Source organism: Mucilaginibacter angelicae, assembly GCF_042434235.1.
Lineage (GTDB): Bacteria > Bacteroidota > Bacteroidia > Sphingobacteriales > Sphingobacteriaceae > Mucilaginibacter > Mucilaginibacter angelicae.
On record NZ_JBHLTS010000062.1, the window covers coordinates 1 to 20,126 of the forward strand.

Annotated in this window: 18 protein-coding genes; 9 read left to right on the forward strand and 9 right to left on the reverse strand. The window is 42.8% G+C overall.

Features of this window, described 5'->3' with window-relative positions:
* Nucleotides 1–208: 208 nt before the first annotated feature.
* From ACFFGT_RS20160 to ACFFGT_RS20170, 3 genes are read right to left on the reverse strand one after another with little or no spacing between them, the layout of a single operon-like run.
* Nucleotides 209–1,471, reverse strand: a complete 1,263-nt coding sequence (locus tag ACFFGT_RS20160) for a metal-dependent hydrolase family protein (RefSeq protein WP_377024314.1) — start codon at nucleotides 1,469–1,471, stop codon at nucleotides 209–211.
* Nucleotides 1,472–1,487: 16 nt separating this feature from the next.
* Entirely contained in the window at nucleotides 1,488–1,877 is a 390-nt protein-coding gene (locus ACFFGT_RS20165; RefSeq protein ID WP_377024315.1) for a type II toxin-antitoxin system VapC family toxin, read from the reverse strand.
* A gap of 2 nt (nucleotides 1,878–1,879) precedes the next feature.
* The gene (locus tag ACFFGT_RS20170; RefSeq protein WP_377024316.1) at nucleotides 1,880–2,110 is read right to left on the reverse strand and encodes a hypothetical protein; all 231 of its coding nucleotides are present in this window, start codon (nucleotides 2,108–2,110) and stop codon (nucleotides 1,880–1,882) included.
* Between the two features lie 154 nt (nucleotides 2,111–2,264).
* Between ACFFGT_RS20170 and ACFFGT_RS20175 the strand changes: the two genes are divergently transcribed.
* From ACFFGT_RS20175 to ACFFGT_RS20190, 4 genes are all read left to right on the forward strand, one after another.
* A complete protein-coding gene (locus ACFFGT_RS20175) occupies nucleotides 2,265–2,834 on the forward strand; it encodes an RNA polymerase sigma factor (protein WP_377024343.1) in 570 nt (189 codons plus the stop codon).
* A complete protein-coding gene (locus tag ACFFGT_RS20180; RefSeq protein ID WP_377024317.1) occupies nucleotides 2,818–3,618 on the forward strand; it encodes a hypothetical protein in 801 nt (266 codons plus the stop codon). The genes ACFFGT_RS20175 and ACFFGT_RS20180 overlap by 17 nt, the downstream gene beginning before the upstream one ends.
* A gap of 30 nt (nucleotides 3,619–3,648) precedes the next feature.
* Nucleotides 3,649–4,485 carry an outer membrane beta-barrel protein gene (locus tag ACFFGT_RS20185; protein WP_377024318.1) on the forward strand — a complete coding sequence of 279 codons (837 nt, stop codon included), beginning with the start codon at nucleotides 3,649–3,651 and terminating at the stop codon, nucleotides 4,483–4,485.
* A gap of 142 nt (nucleotides 4,486–4,627) precedes the next feature.
* Complete coding sequence (locus tag ACFFGT_RS20190) at nucleotides 4,628–5,626, forward strand: ABC transporter ATP-binding protein (protein ID WP_377024319.1); 999 nt, start codon at nucleotides 4,628–4,630, stop codon at nucleotides 5,624–5,626.
* A 9-nt stretch (nucleotides 5,627–5,635) separates the two neighbouring features.
* On the opposite strand, the gene ACFFGT_RS20195 is transcribed toward ACFFGT_RS20190, so the two are convergent.
* Together ACFFGT_RS20195 and ACFFGT_RS20200 are read right to left on the reverse strand one after the other, a co-directional pair.
* Nucleotides 5,636–5,911, reverse strand: a complete 276-nt coding sequence (locus ACFFGT_RS20195) for a hypothetical protein (protein WP_377024320.1) — start codon at nucleotides 5,909–5,911, stop codon at nucleotides 5,636–5,638.
* A 258-nt stretch (nucleotides 5,912–6,169) separates the two neighbouring features.
* Nucleotides 6,170–6,481: a hypothetical protein gene (locus ACFFGT_RS20200; RefSeq protein WP_377024321.1), complete on the reverse strand. Its 312-nt coding sequence runs from the start codon at nucleotides 6,479–6,481 to the stop codon at nucleotides 6,170–6,172.
* A 237-nt stretch (nucleotides 6,482–6,718) separates the two neighbouring features.
* Between ACFFGT_RS20200 and ACFFGT_RS20205 the strand changes: the two genes are divergently transcribed.
* Nucleotides 6,719–7,834, forward strand: a complete 1,116-nt coding sequence (locus tag ACFFGT_RS20205; protein ID WP_377024322.1) for a sensor histidine kinase — start codon at nucleotides 6,719–6,721, stop codon at nucleotides 7,832–7,834.
* Nucleotides 7,831–8,565 carry a LytR/AlgR family response regulator transcription factor gene (locus tag ACFFGT_RS20210; protein WP_377024323.1) on the forward strand — a complete coding sequence of 245 codons (735 nt, stop codon included), beginning with the start codon at nucleotides 7,831–7,833 and terminating at the stop codon, nucleotides 8,563–8,565. The genes ACFFGT_RS20205 and ACFFGT_RS20210 overlap by 4 nt, the downstream gene beginning before the upstream one ends.
* A gap of 120 nt (nucleotides 8,566–8,685) precedes the next feature.
* On the opposite strand, the gene ACFFGT_RS20215 is transcribed toward ACFFGT_RS20210, so the two are convergent.
* From ACFFGT_RS20215 to ACFFGT_RS20225, 3 genes are all read right to left on the reverse strand, one after another.
* On the reverse strand, nucleotides 8,686–10,095 hold the full coding sequence (locus tag ACFFGT_RS20215; RefSeq protein ID WP_377024324.1) for an ATP-dependent DNA helicase: 1,410 nt from the start codon (nucleotides 10,093–10,095) through the stop codon (nucleotides 8,686–8,688).
* Between the two features lie 12 nt (nucleotides 10,096–10,107).
* Nucleotides 10,108–10,425 (reverse strand): NIPSNAP family protein, encoded by a 318-nt coding sequence (locus ACFFGT_RS20220; protein WP_377024325.1) that lies wholly within the window; start codon nucleotides 10,423–10,425, stop codon nucleotides 10,108–10,110.
* Nucleotides 10,426–10,975: 550 nt separating this feature from the next.
* The gene (locus ACFFGT_RS20225; RefSeq protein ID WP_377024326.1) at nucleotides 10,976–12,967 is read right to left on the reverse strand and encodes a M1 family metallopeptidase; all 1,992 of its coding nucleotides are present in this window, start codon (nucleotides 12,965–12,967) and stop codon (nucleotides 10,976–10,978) included.
* A gap of 374 nt (nucleotides 12,968–13,341) precedes the next feature.
* Here ACFFGT_RS20225 and ACFFGT_RS20230 point away from each other — a divergent pair, with 374 nt between their 5' ends.
* The 3 genes from ACFFGT_RS20230 to ACFFGT_RS20240 are packed head-to-tail and all read left to right on the forward strand — an operon-like array spanning nucleotide 13,342 to nucleotide 19,532.
* Nucleotides 13,342–14,535, forward strand: a complete 1,194-nt coding sequence (locus tag ACFFGT_RS20230) for an ROK family transcriptional regulator (RefSeq protein ID WP_377024327.1) — start codon at nucleotides 13,342–13,344, stop codon at nucleotides 14,533–14,535.
* Between the two features lie 30 nt (nucleotides 14,536–14,565).
* A complete protein-coding gene (locus ACFFGT_RS20235) occupies nucleotides 14,566–17,910 on the forward strand; it encodes a SusC/RagA family TonB-linked outer membrane protein (RefSeq protein ID WP_377024328.1) in 3,345 nt (1,114 codons plus the stop codon).
* A 20-nt stretch (nucleotides 17,911–17,930) separates the two neighbouring features.
* Nucleotides 17,931–19,532 carry a SusD/RagB family nutrient-binding outer membrane lipoprotein gene (locus ACFFGT_RS20240; protein WP_377024329.1) on the forward strand — a complete coding sequence of 534 codons (1,602 nt, stop codon included), beginning with the start codon at nucleotides 17,931–17,933 and terminating at the stop codon, nucleotides 19,530–19,532.
* A gap of 136 nt (nucleotides 19,533–19,668) precedes the next feature.
* Here ACFFGT_RS20240 and ACFFGT_RS20245 read toward each other — a convergent pair whose 3' ends face one another.
* Complete coding sequence (locus ACFFGT_RS20245; protein WP_377024330.1) at nucleotides 19,669–20,019, reverse strand: Spx/MgsR family RNA polymerase-binding regulatory protein; 351 nt, start codon at nucleotides 20,017–20,019, stop codon at nucleotides 19,669–19,671.
* Nucleotides 20,020–20,126 lie beyond the last annotated feature (107 nt).

Below are 20,126 nucleotides of genomic sequence, written 5' to 3' on the forward strand. Positions count from 1 at the left end.
AGTCACCTCAATAGAAGGACTGCCCTAAACAGGCTAACATAAAGCCGCCTAAGACACAAAAATAAAAAAATAACTTTTGCATATCAACACAGAATCTAACGCGGCCCCCGCACAACATCACTAAAATATATTTTATATGTCATCATGATTTGTACCAGGGCTCCCCTGATAATTACTCGCAATGACGGGTTTTTAAGTACTCCATCTACTATTTCACAATAACCCCATCCTTCATCACCAGCCTAACCTGCTTAACCACTTTAATATCCTCAGCAGGATTACCATCAACAGCAACAAGATCTGCCAGGTAACCGGCTTTAATATTACCTAAATCCTTCAAACCAAAAACGCGGGCATTAACAGAAGTAGCTGAGCGCAATACATCAATTGGCTTCATCCCATATTCGGCCATTAGCACCATTTCCTGTGCATTATCACCATGGGCAAACACACCTACGTCGCCGCCCATGCAAATGGTTACACCGGCTTTCATGGCTTCGGTAAATATGTAGTGCTTTTGCTTTACACCTGCCGGATCAGGATCTACGCCCTTCTTCCACCCCCGATAACCCAATATAGATTCCGTAGCGTTGATGGTTGGACAAAGGGCTATCCCCTTTTCCTTCATCAATTTAAACAGTTCGGGCGTACCTCCGTCGCCATGTTCAATGGTGGTTACGCCGGCGACTATGGCCCGGCGCATCCCCTCTTCGGTTGATGAATGTACGGCAACCATGCGCCCGCTGCTTTTGGCTACCTGTACGGCCACTTTCAGTTCATCTTCGGTAAAAGTCGGAGCCGCAGCGCCATTCAACCCCCATCGGTAATCTGCATAGATTTTCACTACATCTGCACCACGTCCAATCTGTGATCGCACTACACGGATAATGCCATCCAACCCATCGGCTTCCTCGGCGCCTTTAGTTATGATATTCTCTGCAACATCCGTTTTAGGGCCGTAGCTGCCCGTAGCAACAATAGCCCGCGTAGCCACCAGCATCCGCGGACCAGGAATTACGCCTTTGTTAATGGCAGTTTTTAAACCTACATCATCATAAGCAGCGCCTTCAGTGCCCAGATCGCGTACGGTGGTAAAGCCCTTCATTAATGTTTCCCGGGCATGTACTACGGCACGGGCCGTACGTTCGGCACGGCTTTCCTTCAGCACCTGGTCGTCCCAGCTTACTTCGTTATACGGATGCAGGAACAGGTGCGAATGGCCTTCTATCATGCCGGGCATCAGTGTTGCGCCTTTCAGGTCGATAACTTTAGTATCTGCAGGGGCTTTTATTGACGATGGTTCACCTGCAGCTTCAATGTGACTATTCTTTATCAGTATCTGCCAGCCGGGGTGCATTTGTTCTCCATCAAAAACACGGTCGGGTTTAAGAAGGATGTAATTATCTGGAGTTTGTGCCGATAGGTTGAAGCAGCAAAATACAAGCGCTATAATTGCAGATAGTGTTTTCATTGTTAATAAAGATAGCTTACTTTAAAGGGTCAACACATTGCAAATCCTCTATCTTATCAAAGTCACTGATATTTCTGGTATATAAAGTTAGGTCGTTTGCCAAAGCGGTTGCTGCTATAATACTATCTCCCAATTTCAGATGATAACGTTTACGCACCTGGACCGCCAGTTCAAATATCTCGCGGGAGGGAAAAATAACCGGGACAAAACTAAAAACATCGTTAAAGTATTGCTCCTCATCATTTTTTAGACGATGATATCCAAGGACTTCTACACGGGAAATCTCAGATAAGTTAGCTAAATCACCGGTGATTAATTCGCGTAAATAACTGTACTCATTTTGGTATGAGTATATCAAGATATTACTGTCGATCAAATATGCATTACCACCTGTCAGATATGCCATAATTACGCTAAAGGAAGGTCACGGTCTTCTCTTTGACTTTTTTGCCATTGCTCAGGATCGCCAAATGAAGATTCAGATGCAGCTTTGAAATTTAAGATCCGTTTTTTCAAGGCTTCCCGGGTTAAACCTTCAGCATCAATGTTCTTTTCCTCTACAATAACGTTGAGCTTTTTTGCTAAAGCGATAATCTTCGCGATACTTTGCTTATTGTTGGATTTCAGGATCAATTCCATGTTATTTTAGCTCTTGGTATTACTCAAAAATACAATAATTCAAACTCGATAACAAATAGCTATTTTAACAGAAGCTTTTCAAAGAAACTATTCATCAAAATATTTACACCACCATGCAACCATTTATATCATAATATCATCTTACTTATAAATGATGTTTTTGGAACCTAAATATACCATTCACCAACTTATAGACCGCTGCCGGGCAGGCGAGCGGAAGGCACAGGAACTGCTTTATAAACAGTTCGCCTCAAAAATGCTGGGAGTGTGTATGCGCTACGCCACCGACCGCATGGAGGCTGAAGACATGTTGCAGAATGGCTTTATAAGGGTTTTCAAAAAAATGGATGATTACCGGGGCGAGGGATCATTCGAGGGCTGGGTTAGACGCATTATGGTTCACAGTTCAATTGAATACTACCGCAAACATCATAAAATGATGCAAATGGTGGAGATTGACGAAGCCGCGCACGAGCCATCGGTTAACCCGATAGCAGCAGCCAACCTGGATGCAAAGGTGCTGATGGGCTTGATACAGCAGCTTGCCCCGGGTTACCGGATAGTGTTTAACCTTTACGCGCTGGAAGGTTATTCGCACAAAGAGATTGCGGAGATTGTGGGCATTACCGAGGGTGCCTCCAAATCACAGCTATCACGGGCACGTACAATATTGAAAGAACAGATTGCTAAAATGGAGGGCAAAAAATATGGATATGCAGGATAAGGAACTGGACAGGCTGTTTCAACAAAAGCTTGATGACCTGGAAATACAGCCATCGGCCCGGGTATGGCAGGGCATCAGCGCCGAATTGAACACCGATAAACGCAAAAGAACACTATTACCTTTGCTCAGCGCAGCAGCGGGAATTGTATTGCTGATAACTGCGGGGATCATGTTTATTCCTAAGCAACCGGTCAAGAATGATGGCCGGCATCATTCAACCGAAATAGCCCAGGCGCCCAAAGCTGTACAACACCCTGTTGCAGTTAAAGCTGACCCGGCGGTACCTCCGGCCCCGGCTCAAAACAAAGTACCTGCAAATCCGGTTATAGTACCTGTTAACAATATAGCGCGTGTTAATAAAACGAAAACCAGAAGCAACTTGACGCAATCTATCCAACAGCCCGCAGTTACTGCCCAACCACCTGCAGCTGCCCATACAGATGAGCCCTTATTGGCAAACGCCCCTGCCATAGATTATCATGATGTAAAAACCGCTGCCCCGGATAGTGCAACAAGGATCAGCCCGAAACCGGCCATTATTAATAACGAAAAAGCACAGCCGGTATTAATAGCCCAGGCGCCTGTTCAGTCTGCTCCTGCTGCCGCCAAACCTGTTAAAAAACACCGCATCCGCAGCCTTGGCGATGTTTTTAACGTAGTGATAGCCGCGGTTGATAAACGTAAAGACAAAGTGATTGAGTTTAGCAATACTGATGAAGATGATGCCACCATTACAGGCCTAAACCTGGGCTTTATTAAAGTAAAAAAAGACAAAGACAAATAAGATTTTAGAACACGATATACCACAACAGATATGAAACGCCTGATTTTTACCATCATGATATGCCTTGCCGCGGGCTTTGTTTTTGCTCAAAGCACACCTGCCGATTCTACACACACGGGCAGCGATACTACAACTACCTCTTCAAAAAAGCATGTTAAAGTAAAACTTGGCTTTGGCGATGATGTGGCGCAGGTAAACATTAACAGTGATGGGCCTGATACTGCCTATCATGCCCACAAAGCACCGGGCTTTTCGTTCGGGGTTACCTTTTCGAGGATCGACCTTGGGTTTGCTACCTTAGTAGATAATGGCAGCTTTACCTTATCTAATAAAAACAAGTTTTTAAGCTACCGCCAGTGGAAAACAAGCAACTTTGGTTTCGATGTGCTGCAATTTGGCTACCGCTTTAACAGCACCTTCAAGATCTATGTATCCGGCGGTTTCGACTGGACGCATATCCGCCTGCGTAACGATATCACCATACAGCGTAACGCGCCGGTGCTTACCTACGTGCAGGATAGCATCCACTACAGTAAAAACCGCTTTTCATCAAGTTACCTGCGCATCCCGTTATCCTTTTATTATCGCAGCCATGAGGACGACCGCGGGAATTGCTTCAGGCTGGTTGCCGGTCCGGAGATTGGGATACTGCTTAACGGCCGTGTAAAACAGATCAGCGATGAAAACGGCAAACAAAAATTCAATGATGATTATCATTTTGCCAAACTGCGCAAAGGTGTATTTGTACGCATGGGTTACGGCATTATGGGCCTCTACGCCAAATACTACTTCAACGATATGTTTGAAAACAGTCCCGATCAAAAAGGCCTGAGAAACTTCTCGTTCGGACTGACTTTCGGCTTCTAAGTTCCCGAACCATGATTATGAACCATGATTTTCAGGATTACGGGATGGCCATAATAGATGGATGACTTGCCCCATCCTGTAATCCTTAAATCAGGCAAATCATGGTTCAGAATCATGGTTCAAACGTTTATCTTTGCCCCTGATGTCAGATATTCCTTTTTTGCAGGCGGCTGCGGTAAGTAAGATATACCCGGGCAAACAACAGGGCGGTGTAAAAAAAACCGGGCTGATTATTGAGCAGGGCAAAATCACCGCCATTATTGGTGAAAGCGGCAGCGGCAAAAGTACTTTACTTCGATTATTGTACGGGCTGCTCTCGCCCGATGAAGGTTGCGTTTACTTTAAAGGCGAACGCATTTGGGGGCCTGAAGAAAAGCTGATCCCCGGTCATGACGCCATGAAAATGGTAACCCAGCACACCGATGATCTTAACCTGTTTGCCAAAGTTTGGGATAACGTAGCAGCTATGCTGCCCGCAACCGACCTGAAAGCCAAACAGGATAAAACCGAAAGAGTGCTTAAACAGCTTAACATGCTCACTATGGCCGATAAGCGTGTAGCCGACCTAAGCGGAGGTGAAAAGCAGCGCGTTGCCATTGCCCGTGCCATCATTACCCATCCGCAGGTATTACTGCTCGACGAACCTTTTAACCAGGTTGATACTTCATTCAGGGAAGGTTTACAGCATGATATCAGGCAGATAGTTAAAGAAACCGGACTAACGGTGATCATGGTATCGCATGACCCTGCCGAAGTGCTTTCCATGGCCGATGAGCTCATCGTACTTAACAAAGGTGAGATAGTTGAACACGGTGCACCTAAATCATTATACAAACACCCTAAATATCTTTATACCGCTCAGCTTTTGAGCAATTGCAATGTGCTTACTGCTCATGAAGCCCGGCTTTGCGGCATTGACACTTCAAAAGAATATGCCGTTGTTTATCCAGAACAGATCAAAATTAAGCTGATTGCCGCGGTAAAACACTGGGTTGTTAAGCAGGTATTGTTTAAAGGTTTTTATGAAGACTTGATCCTTCAGTATGGTGATATTACGCTACGGGTTTTGAGCGAAGAGACAGGAAAATACAATGAAGGGGATTTTGTGGCTGTGAGGGTGGAGAAATATTTAGAGTATTAGTAGCTATACTTAAGAGGCAAAGCCTTTCCTCATATTATACCAGCACGCAAAAGCGAAGATACCTTGTTTCCCAAATGTTTTCCGCAGCAGATCAGCTTCGGGTGAAAACGAGCAGAACATGTAGGGAGTGTGCGGCTGCAGGGGCATAGCAAGTTTTTGCAGAAGCCGGGGAGAGTGCGAATCGGGGCAAAATAATTGCAGCCCGTGGTTCTGTTTGTTTTGCAGGGCAAAGGCCGCGTGGTGGCCCCGGAAGCGGGTTGCGCGCAAGAAGCCTTTCTGCTGCAAGCCTTTTTGGTTACTTTTGTGGCCACAAAAGTAACTGGCCCTCGCGCGGCCAAGAGCGCGACGATCTAAGTTCAAAACCTATAATAGCCGTTACCTGCCTTTGTGCGATTGCTTCGTTCCTCGCAATGACATGATGGAGAAGTCATTTCACTTTTTGCCAACTTTAGGCTATAGAACATCAAATCTTTCTACAAAAAATAAACCGGCGCCATACCTCGCGTTGGCAACCGGTTTCTTAAACGTATATTTAAAAAAATCTTAATTTCTTAAATTGAGGCTGAGTGTTACCAGGTTTTTACTTTCAACGTAAGCGGTGCGCTCGTTCAGCCTGTCTAAGATCTGGTCAAGTGCCAGGCGGGTCTTTTGCTTTTTAATATTGAGTTTGCTGTAAACCGTTTCCTCGTATATAAGCTTATTGTTATCGTTATAAAACTTAATGGTTTGTACACGGGGCAGGTTAACATTGTGTTCAATCACCCAAAAACCGCGTACATTTGTTATTTTATTCTGAGCCAGCCCTGCAGTTACTGCAAATGCCAGGATACAAATTGTGATGATTAACTTTTTCATGGCGTTATTTTTAAATTATAAACTAAAATTAAAGCCCCGTAAAATGGTATGAAAACAACATAGGCACACAACCTGTCAATTACGATTAACAGCATTTTTATACGACGAATAAACACTCAACCCGAAAAACGTACCGAAGCATCCCTCTTCCTGGTAGTTCGTCATTAAATGATTGTAGTTTGTCGCAATTCACACTAAAATCAATTCAATTAAACTGCTTTACAGTAAATTAGCTATATGAATAATGGTTTCGATCTGCTGCTCAACAATGTCAAACTGCCGCGCTTTTGGCAGCATGTGATATTTTGGGTAATTGTATCGTTTTTCATCACAACGCTCTACTCGTTCCAAACCAATTTTTGGGTATCCCTGCGCAATAACCTTTTATACATGCCTATACAAATTGCGTATTACTATGCCATTGCCTATTGGCTGGTACCTAAATATGTTTTTGAAAAGCGGTACATCATGTTTTTCCTGTTGCTGATACCGCTTGTATTTGCATGTATGTTTATCAGCCGTACAATCGGGATCTTTTTTGTTGCACCCTACCTGATCAGGGTAATGCACCTAACTGATGCGGATTATATAGCCTCCACCCATCGCCCGTTTCTTGAGCAACTAATGGATGGGCAAAGCCTGGTAAACTCGTTCAAGGGTACTAACCTGTTCACCGGTTTTGTACTGGCCATTAAGCTGTTTAAAATGTGGTATGAGCGTAAACAGGCAGCACTCGAAGCCGAACTCAATGCGCTGAAGGCCCAGGTGCATCCTCATTTTTTATTTAATACGCTTAATAACCTTTATTCACTAAGCCTCAATAACTCACCAAAATCGCCGCAGGCTATTATCGGCCTGTCGGACCTACTGCGGTATATGCTTTATGAATGCTCGGATAATGAAGTGCCTTTAGAAAAGGAAATATTTATGATGCAGCAGTATGTAAAGCTGGAGAAACTTCGCTATGAGGAACGTATTGACATCAACTTTACTATCACCGGTAATTTAAAAGATAAAACCATAGCGCCGCTGCTAATATTGCCATTCATTGAAAATGCTTTCAAACATGGTACCAGCGAACAGGTAGGCGCCACCTGGATCAATATTGATATCAGCATTACGCTGAACCATTTTAAACTAAAGGTAGCCAACAGCAAACCCGGACACCCTGCTGATGCCGGCAATACGCCGGGCCACATCGGGCTAAAAAATGTAACCAAAAGGCTCAACCTGCTTTACCCTCATAGCTCACGCCTGAAAATCGTAAACGAAGATGATACCTTTTTTGTAGCGCTTGATCTCGACCTGAAAACCATAAAACAATCCGCAACACAACAAATGGTAACCGCATGAAAATCCGCACGCTCATAGTTGACGATGAACCGCATGCCATCGAGGTGTTGAAAAACTATCTTGCTCGTTTTAGTGAGATGGAGGTTACCGCCACCTGTACCGATGGCATCCAGGCTTTCAGGCTATTGCAACAAAAATCTATCGACCTGATGTTCCTTGATATCCAGATGCCGGGCATAAAAGGCACCGATCTGCTGAAAAGTCTCAAAAATCCACCTAAAGTAATTTTTACTACTGCCCACAGCGAATACGCGCTTGATGGTTTTGAATTGAACGCGGTTGATTACCTGTTAAAGCCAATATCGTTTGAGCGCTTCCTGCGGGCGGTTGACAAAATTTATCAGCTGAACGAGCATAAGGGCAAACCCCTTATTACCCATGAAGAACCCGTAAGCGATACGCATACCTTCATTTATCTTAAGGTGGACCGTAAAACTATCAAGGTAAATATCAATGATATTTTATGGATAGAAAGCCTGCGCGATTATGTAAAAGTAGTGGCCATAAATAATCAGGTCCATATCACCCGACAAAAGATCAGCCTGCTTGAAGAAATGCTGCCCGAAAGTAGGTTTGTACGCATTCACCGGTCGTTTATAGTAGCGCTCAACAAAATAGATTCTTTTTATGCCTATAGCATGAATGTTGCCGGGCATGAACTGCCTATCGGCCGTAACTATAAGCAGGATGTGCAGAAAAAGCTAAAGGCCGAGCGGGTGCAGATGGGGTGAAGGTCCATCACGTCATTGCGAGGCACGAAGCAATCCCTAACTATACAGAGAAACTTGCTCAGCCGCTCTACTAATCGGGGATTGCTTCGTACCTCGCAATGACGCTTTTAACTGCTAATCTCATGAAACCCACCAATCGTTTACCAAATTCAATTCATCTTTTGCGCGGGTAACGGCGGTGTACCACCACTTGCAAAGTTCATAGTATGATGCACCGTACATGCTTTTATCTAAAAACAGGTAAACATTGTTCCACTCGCCGCCCTGTGCTTTATGACAGGTAACCGCGTAACCGTATGAAACTTTAAGGCAGTTGAGATAAGGGTCTACCCGCATTGCTTCCTGGTATTGCTCACTTATTTGAGGATATCCTTTGGCTTTCATCTGGTTATTGAAATCGATGATCAGCGCTTTTGATTGTTCATTAGTGAGGTTCCCCTTTAAACTTTCAAGTGTATCTAAAGAAAGCAGCATCTTAAATTCCTTTCCTGAAGCAAGCGCGGTAACCAGTACCTTTTGAAACTTCATACCCAACTTTTGTTCGGTTTCCTCAAGCTCATTCACAACCACAAAATCGCCGTTAGTTAGCGGTACCGAATAATTATTTTGCGTTACCAGCAACACATCACCAACCTGCAAAGGCACATATCCCGAACCAAAAAGCTCACGCCGCATATCCCGGTTTATCATTTGTACCTTTTTATTGCTGCGTGCAATGGCGAGGCAATGATTAGGGCCGGCTGCTTTATAATTAGCTGCATACCGGCTAAACATGGCATCGTCTGAAGGGTGCAATTTTACATTATTAAGATTTGATGCCGGCAGCTTCGGAAATTTGATCCGCTCCCGGCTCTCACTCATCGTACGGATGGCGCCTGCCAAAATCAATATATCGTTATCGCCCTTATTACGCTCAATTTTGGAAAGCTTAACAGATACCGGGAAGCGTTGTTGTTTTGCCAGCCAATCGGTATCCAAAGCCGGACTAAATATTTGTCCTACGGGCGGCAACTGGCAGGGATCGCCAACAAAAATGATCTTGCTTTTGCTGGCTACCTGGAAAAAATCCTGCAGCAGGATACCTGAACCGAAAACAGCGAAGTCATTGCCTTCAGTCAAGGCCCCCGAAAGCATCGAGGCCTCATCAACAATATAAATGGTGGTTTCGGCATCTGCCGGGCGGGTTGAAAACTGCATGGTCATTTGCCCGGGCATACCTGAGCCCGCATTTTCGGCCAGTGTTTCTTCGTCAAGGCCGTCTATCTTTTCAAAATTATATAATTCACTATGAACTGTTGAGGCAGAGAAACCTGTTTTACCCCTTAAAACTGTAGCGGCCCGGCCTGTTGCCGCCAGCATACAAAACTTCTTTTTCTTTTCCTGCAGCCATTGCGCAATGTGCTGCATCAAAAAAGTTTTGCCTGTACCGGCATAACCCTTCAGTACAAAAACATCGGCAGCGGGATGATCAAGAAATTTTTGGATTGCCTTGAAAGCAGCTTTTTGATCTGTATTTAAAGTAACAGGCACAGAGATCCTTTTCTAATTAACAGGCATAAAACCGGCAAACAAATCACCGGCTTCCTTCAAAGTATTCAGCGGCACATAATCGCATACCTCAGCATACTCACCCCACATTTGCTGTACTGCCTTGTTGCTATGCGCACTGGCAATAGCTTCGGCATTTAACCATTCAAAAACTTCAATGATGGTGCCGTCGGCAGCCTCCATGATGATTGATTCACGATCGGTTACCAATCCCTCCTGTTTAAGGCGGGGTAAATGTGTTTTCATTAACTGTTTTAGTGCCTCCTCCTTGCCTGGTTTAGGTTTATAGGCAACAATTACAATCTGTCCCATGGGTTTCAGTTTATTGTGGATGCAATTTACAAAAAAACATGAAGCCCTAATGCAGTTTAAGCGTGTGACAACACCAACAACGGCAAGAAAATAGTAAACCATGTCATTGCGAGGAGCGAAATGGGAATGAGCCAGGGTGCAACGTGGCAATCGCATGCTATACAGGGCGGCTTTACCTCCGTGCGATTGCTTCGTACCTTATAATGACGCAATTGTAAATTATTGATTACTAAGTATATTTTCCGATCGATTTATAAATATGGGCGTTGCCTGCGGCCCGTGCTATCCGCTCATACTGCACAGGCATTAGCCACAAGGCCGGTATCCGCTCCTATCACTAACGCGGTCCCCGCGCACCATCGCTAAAACATATTTTATACGTCATCACGGTTTTTTTTCAGGATTTCCCTGATAGTTCCTCGCAATGACATATCTTTTTTTCAACCAGTTTTCATTTTCCATCAACAGTAACAAAACTAAAAACGGCGATGAGCTAACACTCATCGCCGTTTCGTTGAAGTCTCCCCTTTAGGGGAGATTTAGAGGGGCACTATTTCTTCCAAACGTTATTGTCCTGGTTGTAATCAGGTAATACTTTGTCCGGATCATAGGTAACCGACTCAATTTCTTCGGTTGATGGGTATTTGAATGTCCATGAAGCATAACGTTCCCAAATTTCAACAGGTAGTTTTATGCGTTCAACTTTACCGCCTTTGGTTTTGATCTCCAGGATAACCGGCATTGCCATTTTACCAAGGTTATCTAAAGTGATCAGCGAGCCTTTGGTTGGATCGTTATCAACATATTTCACGTCGCTTACTGCAACATCCAAACGCCAGTCGTTCAGGAACCAGCCTCTCCAAAACCATTGCAGGTTTTCGCCGGCTGTGTTTTCCATGGTGCGGAAAAAGTCGTCGGGAGTTGGGTGTTTAAATGCCCAGCGGTTGATATAAGTTTTAAAGGCGAAATCAAAACGTTCAGGGCCTAAGATCTGCTCGCGCAGCAATACTAAACCAGCGCTTGGTTTTGAGTAAAGCAGGGTACCCGTATTTCTTTCTTTCAGGTTGGCCGGCTGGCTCATGATAGGCTCAAGATCGGGCCTGGTAAAGTTACTGCCAATGGCATGCATGTCAGGCACACGGGTGCTTTTGTACTCGCCATTATTAAAGTTAGCTGTAGACAGCGTGTTGATGAATGTGTTAAAACCTTCGTCCATCCAGCCATACATACGCTCGTTTGAGCCTACTATCATCGGGAACCAGGTGTGGCCAAATTCGTGGTCATTTACTCCCCAAAGACTTGCTTTTTTTGCTTTAGCTCCGCAGAAAACAATACCCGGATATTCCATACCACCTACTATACCGGCAACGGCTGTTGCTGCAGGGTAAGGAAACTCAAACCATTTTGACGAGTTATACTCTATAGATTTTTTAACATATTCAGTTGAACGGCCCCAGGCATCGTTGCCATCGCTTTCAACCGGGTAGGCCGATATTGCAGTTGATTTTTTACCGCTTGGCAGGTCCATTTTGGCAGCATCAACAATAAATGCCGCTGATGAAGCCCATGAAGCATCACGCGCGTTCTTAATTTTAAAATGCCAGGTTAATTGCGTTTTGCCGGCAGGGCGCGATTTTGGATCGGTAACCTCGCTTGCGCTACGGATGATCACTGTGCTTTCGCTTTTTTCGGCAGCTGCCCAGCGTTTTAATTGCTCAGGGGTATATACCTCCTGTGGATTCAATAATTCACCCGATGCAACTACGATATGGTTAGCAGGAGCGGTAATGTTCAGGTCGAAATCGCCATACTCCAGGTAAAACTCACCCGGACCACTGTACGGAAGCGTATTCCAGCCCATTACATCATCATATACACATACGCGTGGGTACCATTGTGCAATGGTATAAACTTTACCATTTTTGGTTTGCAGGTAACCCATACGGTCAGATCCGTAGTTTGGAGAAACGAATGAATATTCTATTTTTAATTTAGCCTGTCCGCCGTTAGCTGCAATTTCCTTTGGAAGGAAAACCTGCATCCGGGTATCAGTAATCAGGAATTTAACATCAACATATTCACCTTTCAGGCCAGCAACCTTTACCGATTTAATTTTGTAACCGGCATCAAATGCTTCGCCGCGGCCCCAGTTACGGCTGCCTGTAGGCGGAACGATAGCTGTACCTCTTGAATCAAGCTTAAACAAGTTTTGATCAAGCTGCATCCACATAAAACCTAATGTTTGCGGACTGTTATTGGTATAAGTTAAAACTTCCGAACCGGTAATTTCATTGGTTTGATCGTTCAGTTTGGCGGCCAATTGATAATCGGCGCGGTTTTGCCAGTATTTAGCACCGGGCTCACCGCTTGCCGCACGGAATTCAGTGCCGTTTTTGGTGTAAAAGCCAGGGCCAAAAGTTTCATGATAATCATACAGAGAGCCGGCGGGTGTGGTGGTGGGAGGCGCTGCCTGCTGGGCATTGCCCATACTTGCGGCCAACGTAAAGGCAAGGCTGCAACCTGCCATCAGTTTTAGTTTCATGTTCAGTCAATATATGGAGTAAAAGAACAAGTATACTACAAATTAGGTAAATGCAGGAGTTTAGTAAAACGATTGTTACGGATTTATTAAATTATTTAATTCACCCTTAAACCCTATATATCAGGTAGATTATATAAGATCAAGTCATGATATATTAATGAAAAAATCTAATTAATACCCAATAATCCAAATCGGATAAACAGAAATCAGCAACATCACTTTTCTCTGTAATTTACTATAAACAACATCCCTCTCCCCTCGAACACGTGACACAATGTGCCGTTATCCCCTTTTTAAAGTATTTTATTAATAAACTTCATAAATATTTTAAAAAGTTAAATAAAAATTTAAATTTGCTAAACAAACTTATCATCTTGCTATTAGAAAATTTAAACCATTTATCGGTATTTAAAGCACTGTATTTTAACGGACCGATCAGTTGTCCGGAAATCAGTAAAATAACGGGCTCCAGTATTCCTAATGTAGCTAAGAGCCTTACTGAACTTATAAAAACGGGGATAGTGGAAGAAAAAGGCTTTGCATTTTCAAAGGGCGGCAGAAAACCATTAATATATGCGCTGGATCCTGACCAGTTCTATATTATTTCGGTAGCTACAGATCAGTTTATTACCAAGATAGGCTTAGTCAATCTTAATAATGACTTTATTGGCGAGGTTGAAAGCTTTGAATTTAACTTAAGTGATAAAACCGCAACGGCAGCCAATCTGGTAAATAAAATAAAACGGTTCATAGCCCGGCTAACTATTGATAAAGTTAAAATTTGCGCTATCGGAGTAACCATTCCGGGATTTGTTGATACTGAAAAAGGTATCAGTAAAAGCTTTTTTAAAGAAGAATACGGAAGACTGAGAGATTATATAACAGAAAGCACGGGTTACCCTACCTTTTTGGATAATGATTCGAGCGCTATTGCACTTGCTGAATTAAAATTTGGTTTTGGCAGGGAAATTAAAGAAATGATGGTACTCAACGTAGGTTGGGGCATAGGGCTGGGCATGGTAGTTAAAGGTGAAATTTTCAGAGGTTTTAGTGGATTTGCAGGTGAGTTTAGCCATATCCCACTTTTTAAAAATGATAAAATATGCAATTGCGGTAAACGGGGATGCCTTGAAACTGAAGTGTCGCTTATTTTGATAAAACAGCAAGCAGAAAAGGCCATAGCGCAGGGAGAAACAACCACGATTAAACCTGATAAGAAAGGTTCAGTTGATATTTCGTCGGTTATGACGGAGGCTGCAAAAGGCGATGCACTTGCCATAAAGTTAATATCAAATGCGGGATATCATATAGGCAGGGCATTGGCTGTTTTGATACATATCATGAACCCTGAAACAATTGTATTAAGCGGTAAAGGAAGTGAAGCCGGAAAATTATGGTTTGCTCCTATACAACAGGCACTTAATGAACTTTGTATTCCTGTATTATTGAATGATAGCAACCTGGTTTTATCCAATTTGGGTGTTAATGCACAGCTGGTAGGCGGCGCGGCCCTGGTTATTGAGCATATTGACCAGGTAATTTTAAAAAAATCTAATTCAAATTCTTAATTAAATCTTAAATATAACAATCACTAATTTATGCAAAAACTCTACAATGTTTGTAAAAGTTCATTAGTGCTGCTGTTGATAATACTATCTCACAGCGCTTTTGCTCAAATTTCAGTTACCGGCACGGTTACTGATGAAGCCGGCAAATTGCCAGGCGTTAGCGTATTAATCAAGGGCACTACCACAGGTGTACAAACTGATGCTGACGGTAAATTCAGTATTAGTGTAAAAAAGGGTGATGTTCTTAAATTTTCTCTTATAGGTTACACCGCCAAAGAAGTAACCATTATTAACCAAACAACGCTCAATGTAAAGCTGGTGCAAAGCAGTACCGAGTTGAATGATGTTGTTGTAACCTCGTTTGGTATTAAAAAACAACAAAAATCACTTGGCTATGGTACCAGCAGTATAAGCGCAAAGGACATTACAGAAGCAGGTAATACTAACTTTGCTTCAGCTTTATATGGTAAAGCTGCCGGCGTAATTGTAAAAACCCAACCAGGTGGTGCAAGTAGTGCTGTTAACGTTCAAATCCGCGGTATTAACTCCATCAATTACAACCAGCCACCATTATATGTTGTGGATGGTGTTATCATCAGGAACCAACAGCAATACGGGCAAAACGGCTTTAACAATGGTGGCTTTTACAGCGACCAGCGCGTTGAAGGTAACGGCGTGCTGGACATTAACCCTACTGACATCGCGAGTATCGACATTTTGAAAGGCGGGGCTGCGACAGCGCTTTATGGATCGGACGGCGAAGCGGGGGTGATAGTGATAACCACAAAAAAAGGCGTGAAAGGGAAAGGGCCTTCTGTAGACCTGAATTATTACGGTACAATGGAGCAAGCAGCTTTTTTGCCTAACTATCAAAATGTTTACGGACAGGGTTATGACCGCGCAACCAACCTATCGCTTGGTTTTAATGAAGATGGTTCTGTTCCTGATACTCAATCACCTGCCGGCTGGAGGCCAAACTTCAGGGCTTATGCGGATTTTGGACCTAAAATGGAAGGTCAAAAAGTGCGCTGGTGGGATGGGTCGGTACAGTCGTATACCGCGCAGCCTAATAACTATAAAGACATATTCAGGACAGGTACAAGCTCAAGCGCTAACGTATCTTTATCAAACCAAACCGAAAACTCAGATTACAGGTTTTCTTACACCAGGCTTGATTATAACGGTATCCAGCGCGAATCCGGGGTTCATAAAAATACATTTAATTTAAACAGCTCATTAAAAATAAGGCCAAACTTAAGTGTAGATATAGTAGCTAACTATGTAAATACTTTAACCCAAAATCGCCCTTACCAAACCAACAGGCTGGCGCAATCATTCGATGGTTTTTTTGGCAGGGAAGAAAAAATGGACCTGGTAATGGATAAATTCCTTACATCAAAAGGGTTTGAATATGCTCCTGCGGAAAATCCACAACTAAACCCTGCCGAAGCTTTTGTTTTCAGGGTTAGGCCTAACCTGTATGACTATTTTTTTAATACATTAAAAAATACTTATACCGAAAACGAAAACCGCCTGTATTCAAGCGCTACTTTAAACTGGGGCATCATTAAAAACCTTAAATTCCGTGGAAGGTTTGGAAATGATTACACTGGCCGCAACACCGAACAAAAAGGCTATAATACTTATCCTGTGGCTTTTAATACCGGTGGTAACAGCACAGGTAATTACAACGTATCAACAGGTGTTTACTCCATATTATATGGTGACGCGTTGTTAACTTATAATGCCAATATTACTAAAGATTTTAATTTTTCATTAACCGGTGGTTTTACTGCAAGGAAAGAATCTTACCGTGATGAAGCATCCGGTACAACCCAGGGACTGGTAACAGAAAATTTCTTTTCTTTAAGCAACTCTAATGGCATACTTAGTACTACTTACAGCAGGCAATTTGAAACAAGAAGAGGGCTCTTTGGCTTATTGGACCTTTCTTACAAAAATTACCTGTTTTTAGAGGGCGCGTTTCGCCAGGAAGTAGCATCAACCTTACCTCCTCAAAACAATACTTATTACTATCCTGCGGTTAACGGAAGCTTTGTGTTTACCGACGCGCTTAAAAGCAGTATGCCCTCTTTCTTAAGTTATGGTAAATTGAGGCTTTCCTATACCGAAAACGGTAACCCTGCCCCAAGATATCAGTCAAATGTGGCTTATCAGCAAACTTCGCTGCAAACAATCAATGGTTCGGTACCTCAATTGTCTATTCCGGGAGCCTATGGTAACAATACTTTACAACCTGAAAGGAAACGTGAATATGAAGGTGGCCTGGAACTCCGCTTCCTAAACGACAGGATCAGCGCCGATGCAAGTTATTACACAAATAAAGTAAGGAACCAAATCCTTGGTTTAACAGCTGCACCGAGTAATGGTGGAGGAAGTCAGATTGTTAACGTAGGTACAATTGGTACCAAAGGTTTTGAGCTGGCTTTAAACGCTACACCTATCATAACAAACGACTTTAAGTGGAATGTGCGTTTAAACTACTCTGTTTATCATACAAAAGTTTACTCGCTGGCCCCTAACCTTGATGAATTAACCTTACCGGGTACAAGTTTTGAAGGCGGCGCTATAAAAGTTGTAGCAAGGCCGGGCGAAGAACTGGGCAACATTTACAGCTATCCGTTACAAACAGACGGGAAAGGGAATAAGCTTGTAGATGCCAATGGTTATTACAATGCCGATAACTCTCATTTTGTAAAAGTTGGAAATATCCTTCCAAAGGCAGCAGGTGGTTTTTCAAATACGTTTACTTACAAAAGCGTATCGCTTACCACATTAATTGATTACAGGTTAGGCGGACAGCTTATATCAACCCCGTTAAAATACGGAATAAGCTCAGGTATGTATACCAGTACCTTAAAATACAGGGATGCTGAGCATGGTGGTATCGCATACTATATCAATAATGCCGGTGCATATGTACAGTTACCGTCAAATGCTACATCGGGCCCTAACGGTGCAAAAGTGTACCATGACGGTGTTATACAGCCGGGAGTTACAGCTACAGGTGAAGCAAATACCACTATCATAGATGCTGCCAGCTATTATGAAAACCAATTTTCGGCAGGCGATCCTAACAGTCAAAATGAAGGCAGTGCCATTTATAACAATAATTATGTAAAACTGCGCGAGGTTGTGCTTGGTTATAATTTGCCGCAAAGTTTTGTAAAACGGATAGGCATGTCAAGAATTAAATTTTCAGTGATCGGCCGCAATTTATTGTACATATATCGTACACTAAAAAATCTTGATCCGGAAACACCAATCGGAAATCAGTGGTATAACCAGGGTATTGACAATGGTTCGTTGCCTGCAACAAGAAGCTATGGTTTCTCATTAAATGCCACCTTTTAATTATTAAAATTGATCAGAAGATGAAAAAAATATTTATATATACCGCTGTCCTGCTTTCGCTTGCCGTATCATTCAGCGCTTGTAAAAAATCAATTGATAAGGATTATCTAAATCCGGAATTATCAACACAGCCTATCATTAGCGGTTTCTTTACCGAAATGTTAAACAGCGATCGTGTAAGGCCTGCTTACTGGAACCTGCGCACATTTTTCTTTCCGCAGATCTCTATATATGCTCAAACCACTACATTTGATAATGTATCATCAGCATACAAACACAGGGATGATTATATCGGGCAGTACTGGTCTGATTTTTATTATCCTGCAGGTAATGGCAGCGGCCCTATGGCCGTTTACCGCGCTATGCAAACGGCCTACGCCAATCTTTCACAGGCAGATCAGGCAAATCAACTGGTTTACATGGAGGCTGCCAAAATAGTATTAGCCGAGCGTGCGGCTAAAATGATTGATATGTGGGGCGATATCCCTTTTTCACAGGCAGGTAGTCTTGAAACAGCAAGCACCATTAAAAATCCGGCATTTGACAACGCAAAAACGCTTTATACTTCGCTTATAAGTGATCTTAATGAAGCAGCAACCTATTTCGGCAGCGCAAAGTTAGCGGGTAACGTACAATCGGCGTTCAGCAAGGCTGATATCTTAAATAGCGGCAGCACAACCAAATGGCAGGCTTATGCCAATTCGGCCCGCCTGCGTTTATTAATGCGCATTTCAAACGTTGATGAACCTACCGCTAAAGCGGCCGTTACTGCAATGCTGGCAAACCCCACAACTTACCCGCTTGTTGACGGCGCTAATAATGGAAATTACAGCCCTTTAAGTTCTGATATTCTTTTACAACCTTTAACAACTACAACAAGCAGCACACTATCTTCTGCTTTGGTTGAAATTGATAGCTACTGGGCACCTGATTATAAGCTGAATAAAGTGATGCTGCCTTCAAATGACCCAAGAATAAGGGTAATGTTTGATAAATATGGCCAAACCGTTAGCGGCAAATTTATCCCGAACGCAAAATACCGGGCAATGCCAATTTCTTATGGATCAGGTCAGCAGGATACAGCTTTCTCTAAATATGCTATTGTAGATTCGGCTACCTTTTTGAATAACATAAAAATGCCAGGTATCGTAATTACAGCTTCAGAAGTAAACTTTTTGAAAGCTGAAGCTTACGAGCGCTGGGGACTTGGGGATGCGTCGGCCGCTTATAATACCGCGTTGAAACAGTCTATAACTTTCTATTTTTATCTTAACGGTATTGGTGGTGGATCTGAAGCTGCTCCAACAACTGCTGAAATAGACGCGTTTTTGGCCAATAGCAATGTTAATTACGCTGCTGCTGTAGGTCAAAACCAAAAGCTGGCTTTAATTTATGTTCAAAAATGGCTTCATTTTGGCTTTTTACAATCTGATGAAGCATGGGCAGAATACAGAAGAACCAAATACCCTGTTTTAACATTCCCTGTAGAAACACTAACGGATTATCAAAACCCACCAACAAGGCTTTTATATCCTACAGTTGAAACCGGTTATAATACTAATTACAGTACTGTAAAAGCAAAAGACACCCGTACAACTAAAGTATTTTGGGACGTTAAATAAAGTAGTTAAGCAAAAAATAAAGCCTCCATTGCTCTTCGCCGTCTTAAATACCGGCTTTTAAAGGGGGGCTTAAACAAAAAAAGTTCACATTTCGTGAACTTTTTTTGTTTAAGGAACTAATTTCATTCGCCCAGCCTTACTTCCCTAAAAAATGATCAGCATAAACCTTTTCGTCAAAGCCGAAATAAAGGAAACCGTTATCTTCAATAACCGGGCGTTTGATCATGCTGGTTTTTTGCTGTAATAATTGCAGCGCGTCGGTATTGGTTTTAATGCTTTCTTTAACTGCCGGGTCAAGCTGTTTCCAGGTAAGGCCTTGTTTGTTCATGAACTTTTCGTAGCCTGCTTTAGTATCCCATTCCTGCAGCTTTTCGGTACTTACACCCAGCTTTTTAAAATCCTGAAAATCGTAAGCTACTTTATTTTCTTTAAGCCAGTCGAGGGCCTTTTTTACTGTATTGCAATTGGTTATTCCGTAAACTTTCATGGGGTAAATTTACTGATTAAACCAATATGCCTGTTTTGCAAACTACAGGCATATTGATTCGAGGTCGGAGGCCTCGAACAGCATATTGAATAAAAATATCATTTAAC